This window comes from Daejeonella sp. (assembly GCF_049655485.1).
Taxonomy (GTDB): Bacteria; Bacteroidota; Bacteroidia; order Sphingobacteriales; family Sphingobacteriaceae; genus Daejeonella.
Genome location: NZ_JBASJU010000151.1, coordinates 1 through 8,779, shown reverse-complemented (window position 1 = coordinate 8,779; position 8,779 = coordinate 1). Strand labels below are relative to the sequence as shown.

Below are 8,779 nucleotides of genomic sequence, written 5' to 3'. Positions count from 1 at the left end.
ACTTTCGTGATCTTCTGCTATTATGACTTTTTCAAACATGAATACAATTATGTCACCGGGACTTGTATCTGTACATTTAAGCCCCCGGTCGTGCTTTTACCAAAGATAATACTGCCGCTGATACTCTTAATACGGTTTCCCGTATTACTCAACCCATTCTTAAATACCTGATCTTCACGGATGCCACGACCATTATCATTATAGGTGACATTAATTTGGTCTTTCACCCTTTCAAAGCGGATAGCTACAGAACCTGCATTACTGTGTTTAGTCATGTTAACCATGAGTTCCTGCAGCACATAATAGAGATTATTTCGCTTGTCCTCGTTCAAGCCTTGCCACAGATCCCTGCTGTTCCCAACAATTACCACGCGGGTTTCGGGTGCGGCAAATGACATCAGCATCCCGCTGAGGGAGCTATGATATTCGCTGCTTTCGGTCCGGATACTCATGTCATCATATGAAATATCCCTTGACTTTTCATACAGGTTTTCCATGTCATCGAGGATCCTGTTCCGGTCGACTTGCTCATCATTCTCCAGTTCAGAGATCAGCCGGTATAAGCCGTTTGCCACGACATCGTGAACCTTTTTTGACGTCTTGAGCTGACTTTCCCGGACAGCGTTTGCGGCCTCCAGGGCCAGTCGTTTTTCCCTTCGCCGATGCCAGACAGAAGCGATAATACTGCCGCTGATTATTAGTGTTCCGAGTAAAATGATCAACGAGTTCCTCGTCGTATTTTTCTGCTGCAGCGAAAGGTTTTCGGATTTATGCCGCTCTGTTTCGTACCGGACCAGGGCAAACTGATTTTTGGCGCTATTGCGGGCATTCTGTATACTGTCGTCGAGCACGCGGTAGCGATTAAAGTAGACACGGGAAGCCATCGGCGGACTAAGGGATATCAACTTTTGCAGGGCTTCCAGCTGGTCGTCAAAACCGTTCAGCGATTGCGACAGCTCATACATCTTCTTTGAATACAGCAAGGCACTGTCGGGCTGTTTGGTCAGGAAGTAATCCGTCAAATGTGAATAGCTGGTGATCTCACCCCATCGATCACCAGCAGCAATCCTGTTATTTAATGCCTCACGCAGAGCCGGTTCCGGATTAAAAGCCGGGTTGAACAGCCACCTGGTGTAAGCGTAATTGGAAAGAATCCGGGCACGGCTAATCGTGTCGGTTTCCTTAGCAAGAATTGGCTTGAAAGTCGCTATGGCTTTCTTCAAATCGCCGGACCTCCTGTAAGAATTAGCGATATTATTTTTAAGGATGCGTGTGTAAGCACTGTCGGCCGTAAACTGAAGGCTTTTTGTATAAAACTCTATAGCCTTGTCATATCTTTTCAGGCTGGAACTTGCAATTCCAAGATTATTATAATTCGACACCAGGTACACATGGTCCAGGGGATTTGCTTCGTCGAAATAAGGAATTGCCTCCAAAGAAAGCTCCTGCCCTCCAAAGAAATCGCCGGAATCAGTGGAGATAATGGCCATATTAATCAGGCAAATTCCTGCGGCAAGGCTGTCTTTTTGCTCGAGATAAAGGTCTTTAGCTTGATTGAAGTACAGAAACGCAGAATCTCTGCTGCCGTTGGTTAGATGCTCGTTTGCCGTCGCAAAGAATGGGTTTATGGCCCTTTTTTCGGCCTTTTGAGGCTTGTCGGAACAGGAACAATACAGTAGAACAATAAGTATAACGGATGCGGCTCGTTTCAATTCGGTAGGATTTTACCGAATTTAGAAATTTAGTTTCTATTCAGGCAAATATTAATTTATGATATTATCAGCACATCGCATGTGATGCAAAATTTGTATCTTTCTATATGAATTAAATCTCTCATCCTATGACCTTTAAACATGCAATCAGTTGGTTTGAGATCCCCGCATAGGACCTCAACTGCGCGCAAAAATCAGCTTTTCACTTACCTCTGTCCCAATCGCTATGGTCATTACTCTCGTTTTCAGAGATTAGCCGGTATAATCGTTAGTCAGGACATCAAAAAGCTTATTTAATTGGCTTTAATTCGTCAATCTAATCTCATAATTCAATGTTCCAACTGTGTTATGTGAATTTTTAATAATTTTACAAAGAATTCATAAACTAATCAAAGGAAACTCTATGAAAAAAAACCTACTATTAATTTGTATGTTGTTTTTAACTTTTACCGCGATAGCTCAGAACAGAACTATTTCAGGAAAAGTAACAGCAACAAGTGACGGATTACCATTACCAGGTGTAAGTGTAACCGTAAAAGGCACTAACATAGGTACGCAGACTGATGGAAACGGTAATTTCCAGCTTTCAGCTCCTGCCAGTGCAACTACACTTGTATTCCGCTATCTCGGATTCGAGCAAGTAGAATCGCCGATATCGGCCAACATGTCAATAGGCTTAACAGAAAGCGCGAGTCAGCTTTCTGAAGTAATTGTAACTGGTTATAGCGCTATTGACCGCTCCAAATTTTCTGGCGCAACGGTTAATGTAAGTGGCCAGAAGGTTGCCAAACAACCTCTTGCATCATTTGACCAGGCTTTGCAGGGCGCATCATCAGGCGTAAATGTAACGGCTAGCGGGGGTCAACCAGGACAAAACGCTGTGGTTAGGATTCGTGGTAACGGGTCAATCAATGGAAGTAATGTGCCTTTGTACGTTGTTGACGGGATTGAGATCAACGCTGCAGATTTCCAAACTTTGAATGCGGGCGATTTCGAAAACGTTGAGATCCTAAAGGATGCCATCTCAACAGGTATTTATGGTTCGAGAGGATCAAATGGCGTTATCGTTGTAAATACTAAAAAAGGAAAAACTGGCCAGATTCAATTTAATTATGATGCACAGGTTGGTCAGAGCAGGATGCCGGAAGACAGGCTGATTGTAATGAACAGCACTCAGAAAATTGACTATGAAGTTGCCAGAGGAAATCCTTACGGATGGACAGCGGCCGAACAAGCTGAACTAAAAGCAGTGAATTTTAGCTGGAAAGATGCATTATTCCAGACAGGTAATACTCAGCAACATCAAATCAGTGCCAATGGTGGTACTGAAGCTACTAAGTTTTACGCGTCACTTTCATTCTTAGATCAGGAGGGTATCGTTCAGACTACTGGTTTGAAAAGATATACCGCACGTGCTAATGTGGACAACCGGGTTAAAAACTTCAGATTTGGATTAGGTGTTCAGGGTGGTTTCTCAAACAGAAATAATACCAGCGAATCCAACACCTTCCTGAGTTCTCCGTTAAATGCAATTCGCTGGAGTAATCCTTACGAAAGAGATATCGATCCATTAACAGGTGAATATAACGAATCTGGTGGTGCCAATACTGGCCAGTTAACTTCTGGACAGCCTAATGGTGCAATGGAGTTGTTTTTGAATAGAAACGATGGCAAGCAGCTTAAAGGTCTGGTAACAACCTACCTTGAATATCACATCCCTGCAGTTAAGGGCTTGTTCGCAAGAACCAATTGGGGTGGAGATTATACACAGAATGAATTTGACAACTTTGTAAACCCACGTGTTTCTGGCGCTCAGGCCAGACAAGGTTCCCTGACAAGAGCATTCGACAGGAATTTCCGTTATACGGGTACTACTTCCATCAACTATGGAACAACCATTAATAAACATGATATCAGTGGAGGTTTATTCACTGAGGTTGTAAAGAGTGACTACAGATCCTTTGGTGTTACAGGATATGGTTTTACCAATGGATTTGAAAATGAAGCAGGTATCACTCCTGGTACGGCTACAACACCAAATCTTATCTCGCCAATTATCGGTTCCAGTACTCGGAATGGTATATTCGGTACTCAGAGTGGACTATTATCCTTTTTTGCTTTGGCGAATTACGGATATAACGGCAAATATTTCCTGAATTTGGTAGGCAGAAGAGATGGTTCTTCGAGATTTGGAGCTGGAAACAGATGGGCTAATTTTGGTTCTGTTGGTGCTTCCTGGATGATTTCAGAGGAAGCATTTATCAAGAACATTGATGCAATCAGTGAGCTGAGATTACGTGCTAGTTATGGTTCGACTGGTAATCAGGGTACGGATGATTATCCTACTGCGATCTTTGGTAGAACTACTTATGCTGGTGTTGGTGGATTTACTCCTACTTCTCCAGGTAATACGCAATTAACATGGGAAACCAGTACAACTGCAAACATCGGGTTGGATTTTGGAGTTCTGACCAACCGTATTACAGGTACCGTGGAGGTTTATGATCGTAAAGCAACTGATCAGTTATATAATGTGCCTATCGATCCATCAGCAGGAGGATTTACTTCAATCACCAGTAACTTTGGTTCTTTAAGGAACAGAGGTGTTGAGTTTGCACTTCGTGGTGATGTGATCAGATCTACTTCATTAACATGGAATGTCGGAGGAAATATCTCCTACAATAAAAATGAGATCCTGGATATCCCAACGGATAACGTGATTTCAGGTGTTACGGTGTTGAAAGAAGGTAAACCAGTAAATAGTTTATTCCTTGTTCCTTATGTAGGTGTTGATCCTGCAACTGGAAATGCTTTATATCGTAAACTTGATGGAACAACAACTCCAACATTTAGTGTAGCAGATAAGGTTATTTACGGAACATCTGATGCACCACTATTCGGAGCAATCACAACTGATTTCAGGTTCAAAGGTTTTGATCTTAGTGGTCAGCTCACTTTCTTCCTTGACAGACAGATGTATAATAATGATCTGAACAACATAACCAATCCTGCATATTTCTTTGACAACATGCATATTGATGTGTTAAACGAATGGAGAACTCCGGGTCAGATTACCAATGTGCCAAGACCAAGTGCTTCAGGTGGTAATACGTACCAGTCGCAAACAACCAGATTTTTGGAAGATGCTGATTTCTGGAGATTGCGTAATGTAACTTTGGGTTATACTGTTCCTAAATCTGCTTTAGATGCAGTAAAGGTCAGAGCAGCACGGATTTTTGTTCAGGGACAAAATTTATGGACTTCAACTCAATTCAGGGGCTTTGACCCTGAGGCTACTGGAACATCTCTAACTGGTGCTCAGTATCCTGCATTGAAGCAAGTAACTCTTGGTTTATCACTAGGTTTTTAATTTTAAATAGAAAATATTATGATCAACATATTAAAACGTACTTCAATCTTATTACTTGCAGGCCTGCTGACCACGCAAGGTTGTAAGGAAGAAGACATTATCGAACTTCAACCGGAGTTTTCCCTGGATGCGGTGAATAACCCGTCTACCCTTGCACAGGTTGAACAAGTGTTAGACGGAGCTTATGCCAATTTCCGTGCAGCCGATTATTACGGTTCCGGAAGTGGTACAGGCGGTGGTGCAGCCATGATGCCTGATGTATTGAGTGATAATCTTTATGAGACTACTCTGACTTTGGCAAATTCCAGAGCTATGGCAGATTGGACCTTTCAGCAAAATACACCTCAGATAAATAACATATACAATGCCATGTATAAGGTAATATCTGTAGCCAATATTGTGTTGAGAGATGTGGATAAATTCGCTACTCCGGCTAACCAGAAAACAATCAACCGTATTAAAGGTCAGGCACTAACTATCAGGGCACTCGCACACTTTGATTTATTCAAATATTTTGCGAATAACTACGACCGGAACAGCACAACTACTCTGGCATTGTATTATAATAAGACTTTCACGGTATCTGCTGATGAAAAACCATCCAGAGTATCTAATAAAGTATATTATGATGAGCTGTTTGCTGATATGACTGCTGCTGAACCGCTTTTGTCAGATGTTGATAAGGCCATAAATTCTGTAAGTCTTGTTACTCGTCCACGGCTAAGCATTACTGCACTTCATGTTCTTAGAGCACGGGTTTCTTTATATGCCGGATTATGGGCAGAAGCTATAACAGCTGCCAACAAAGGTATTGCAACAGCGCCCGCTCTTGTAAGCAATCAGACTACCTTCAGCGGGATGTATAATGGTGCCGCTGCAGGTGAAGCAATCTGGAACGTTCAGTTTGATGCTGGCCAAAGCGGACCAACATTCCTGGTATTCTTTGCAACTAATAATCGTAGTTATTTCAGACCTGCTCTTGAAGTTGCTACTATCGCCGGTACTACAGGCCTGGTTCAAAGCAATGACATTAGATACTCGGCTTATTTCACCCCCATCAGCGGAGGATTGGCCTTAACCAAGTATAGAGGAAAAGGTACAGTTTCTGATGGAAATGCAAACTTCCTTGCGATGAAAACAGGAGAATTATACCTGATCAGAGCAGAAGCATACGGTAGAAATAACCAGGATGTTTTAGGAATGAACGATCTTAACGCATTAAGAACGGCAAGAATTTCTAATTATGTTCCACAAGTATTAACAGGAGCTGCATTACAAACTGCCATAGCTGACGAAAGAAGACGCGAACTTATCGGCGAAGGCCATCGTTTCTTTGATCTTAAGCGTACTACCAGAACAATCACCAGAGGAAGCACATGCGGAAATATTGCACTTTCACCTGCAGGTAAATGTACTTTGGCTCCTACTGCCAGAGAATGGACATTCCCTATTCCTGAAGCCGTTACGAACGCCAATCCGAACATGGTTCAAAATCCAGGCTGGAACTAATACCTGGCTGGAAAATAATACAAGGGCGCCCCAAAAAGGCGCCCTTTTTCATTTACAACCCCCCAACAACCAACAACCAACAACCAACAACCAACAACCAACAACCAACAACCAACAACCAACAACCAACAATCAACAACCAACCCCAACCCCTAACTCACCATCAAATAATCCTTCATCACCCTTAAACTTTTAATTCATAACTTACCTTAAGCAAATCATGCTACCATTCAATCCTACATCTATGTTCACAGCAGAACAAATTAAAGCAGCCCATAGCAAGGTAAAATCCGGCGCTGACTTCCCGGCATACATTCAGGACATCAAAGCCTTAGGTGTAACAGGCTATGAAAACCGGTATTGAAAAATGGGAGGTATCTAAGGGAGAGATTACCTGTACTTATTTCGATATTGGTGGGAATGTGGTTTTGGTGGAGAGGATACCGACGTAAGGAAGTTGTACGTTTTACGTAGTACGTTTGGGCGTCGAATCAACCCGGGCATTATCCTTGTTCTTTGCTCCTTGTTCTTTGTTCCTTGTTCCTTGTTCTTTGCTCCTTATCCCTTCTTTCATTTCCTCCCAAATAAATTTTATCTTCATATACAATGAACTCCACAGAAAGGATATACAAAATGACCTTCTCCAGCGTGTACCCCATGTACATCCAAAAGGCTGAGAAAAAAGGCCGGACAAAAGAAGCAGTCGACACCATTATCTTTTGGCTCACTGGCTACGATGCCCAATCCCTTCAGGATCAAATCAACCGCCAAACTACCTTTGAAACCTTCTTCGAAGAAGCACCGCAACTTAACCCCAACGTCACCAAAATCACTGGCATGATTTGCGGGTACCGCATTGAAGAAATTGAAGATCCGCTAATGAAAAAGGTGAGCTATTTAGATAAACTGGTAGATGAGTTAGCAAAGGGCAGGGTGATGGAAAAGGTACTACGAACATAGATTCCATTTGATTCTAACCGTTTATCGGGCATCTTTGCGCCCTTTGCGTGTACTTTGCGTTCTTTGCGTTTAAGTTTCGTACGGTAAGTTTAAACGCAGTTCCTTATTTCTTTTTCTTCCCTCTCCCTTTACCTTTCCCCTTCCCCCTCTGCACCGGTTCATTATTCGCCAAATTATCCAACGAATCCTGAACCCTATTCTCATTCAACCTGTCCGTAACCAAAATAGAATCCGCTATCCTTTGGTTTTCAGCAGCCAGAGCAGCCGAATCAGCAGGGTCAACTCCGGTCGACTTCAGGCTTCTATATCCTGCAAATAAGGCCAGGAATATTAAAACGAAAACCGCAGCTATAATGAGAGGCTTCTTGAAACTTCGTGCAGGTTCGGGTGCCGATAGAGACACCAGATCTTCTTGTGGAATTTCCGCTGAACCTGCTAAGGGTGCTTTAACAGGTCTAGCGGTTATAGCTGGCACAGCAGCTTCCACTGGTACAGCCGTCGCAAGAGGCACCGCTGCAGCAAGCGGAATATATGCAAAAGCTTCTTTCGAAGAAATGCTTTTCGCGATAGCCTCATGTAGTTCCACGCCATCGCGGAAGCGGTTTACGGGAAGCTTTTCCAGGCATTTAGCAACAATGGCCAGCAGCCAGGATGGAATCTGCATCTCCGCATTTATTTTACTCTCGTCCCAGCTCTCCGGCAAATTAGATTTACGGGTCTCTGATAGATCAGGTACCGCTGTCTCCATGTGAGAGATCATTACCGCATTGCGGGAAGTTTCACTGCCATTATTTAATGGAAAGGGGACATTTCCCGCCAGCAGTTCATAAATTATGATACCAAAGCTGTACACATCCGATTCCAAAAGCATTTCCCCCTCATTCTGTTCGGGAGCCATAAACTCGATAGCACCGGCATGCCTTAAACTGGTCCGGCGCTGTTCATCCGACATAATCGAAAGTCCGAAATCCAGCAACATGTACTTATCGGTCCGCAGGTTTAATTTGACATTATTACTTTTGATATCGCCATGCTTTACCCCCACCTTATGGCAGTGGGCTATCGCAGCTGAAAGTTGCTCAGCTACACGTATGGATTCAGTAATTGTGAACACTTTATTATCCGGCACCAGCAACATATCCTGCAGATCGGGCCCCTCTATAAACTCCATTTCAATAAAAGGCAGGGAACCGCTCTCGGTAATACCCGAACTTAGGATTTTAACAAC

8 protein-coding genes are annotated in these 8,779 nt (G+C 43.1%); 5 read left to right on the top strand and 3 right to left on the bottom strand.

Going from position 1 to position 8,779, the window contains the following annotated elements; translation table 11 throughout:
* Positions 1-47: 47 nt before the first annotated feature.
* Positions 48-1,712, bottom strand: a complete 1,665-nt coding sequence (locus WBJ10_RS06135) for a tetratricopeptide repeat-containing sensor histidine kinase (protein WP_424288640.1) — start codon at positions 1,710-1,712, stop codon at positions 48-50.
* Positions 1,713-2,115: 403 nt separating this feature from the next.
* Here WBJ10_RS06135 and WBJ10_RS06130 point away from each other — a divergent pair, with 403 nt between their 5' ends.
* The 4 genes from WBJ10_RS06130 (at position 2,116) to WBJ10_RS06115 (ending at position 7,043) form a co-directional block, all read left to right on the top strand.
* Positions 2,116-5,082, top strand: coding sequence for a SusC/RagA family TonB-linked outer membrane protein (locus WBJ10_RS06130; RefSeq protein ID WP_424288639.1), 2,967 nt, complete (start codon positions 2,116-2,118; stop codon positions 5,080-5,082).
* Positions 5,083-5,100: 18 nt separating this feature from the next.
* Positions 5,101-6,591: a RagB/SusD family nutrient uptake outer membrane protein gene (locus tag WBJ10_RS06125; protein WP_424288638.1), complete on the top strand. Its 1,491-nt coding sequence runs from the start codon at positions 5,101-5,103 to the stop codon at positions 6,589-6,591.
* Between the two features lie 244 nt (positions 6,592-6,835).
* Complete coding sequence (locus WBJ10_RS06120) at positions 6,836-6,955, top strand: DUF1398 family protein (RefSeq protein ID WP_424288637.1); 120 nt, start codon at positions 6,836-6,838, stop codon at positions 6,953-6,955.
* Positions 6,939-7,043 carry a DUF1398 family protein gene (locus WBJ10_RS06115; RefSeq protein WP_424288636.1) on the top strand — a complete coding sequence of 35 codons (105 nt, stop codon included), beginning with the start codon at positions 6,939-6,941 and terminating at the stop codon, positions 7,041-7,043. The genes WBJ10_RS06120 and WBJ10_RS06115 overlap by 17 nt, the downstream gene beginning before the upstream one ends.
* A 14-nt stretch (positions 7,044-7,057) precedes the next feature.
* On the opposite strand, the gene WBJ10_RS06110 is transcribed toward WBJ10_RS06115, so the two are convergent.
* Positions 7,058-7,192 (bottom strand): hypothetical protein, encoded by a 135-nt coding sequence (locus WBJ10_RS06110; RefSeq protein WP_424288635.1) that lies wholly within the window; start codon positions 7,190-7,192, stop codon positions 7,058-7,060.
* 5 nt (positions 7,193-7,197) lie between these two features.
* Here WBJ10_RS06110 and WBJ10_RS06105 point away from each other — a divergent pair, with 5 nt between their 5' ends.
* Positions 7,198-7,551, top strand: a complete 354-nt coding sequence (locus WBJ10_RS06105) for a DUF2200 domain-containing protein (protein ID WP_424288634.1) — start codon at positions 7,198-7,200, stop codon at positions 7,549-7,551.
* Positions 7,552-7,654: 103 nt separating this feature from the next.
* Here WBJ10_RS06105 and WBJ10_RS06100 read toward each other — a convergent pair.
* A partial coding sequence (locus WBJ10_RS06100; protein WP_424288633.1) for a serine/threonine protein kinase occupies positions 7,655-8,779 on the bottom strand: 1,125 nt, incomplete at its 5' end.

What these genes read in the sequence shown, in the direction of transcription:
- WBJ10_RS06110 (WP_424288635.1), bottom strand. Translation starts at nt 7,192, where the DNA reads ATGAAGATAAAATTTATTTGGGAGGAAATGAAAGAAGGGATAAGGAGC.
- WBJ10_RS06125 (WP_424288638.1), top strand. Translation starts at nt 5,101, where the DNA reads ATGATCAACATATTAAAACGTACTTCAATCTTATTACTTGCAGGCCTG.
- WBJ10_RS06105 (WP_424288634.1), top strand. Translation starts at nt 7,198, where the DNA reads ATGAACTCCACAGAAAGGATATACAAAATGACCTTCTCCAGCGTGTAC.
- WBJ10_RS06115 (WP_424288636.1), top strand. Translation starts at nt 6,939, where the DNA reads ATGAAAACCGGTATTGAAAAATGGGAGGTATCTAAGGGAGAGATTACC.
- WBJ10_RS06130 (WP_424288639.1), top strand. Translation starts at nt 2,116, where the DNA reads ATGAAAAAAAACCTACTATTAATTTGTATGTTGTTTTTAACTTTTACC.
- WBJ10_RS06120 (WP_424288637.1), top strand. Translation starts at nt 6,836, where the DNA reads ATGTTCACAGCAGAACAAATTAAAGCAGCCCATAGCAAGGTAAAATCC.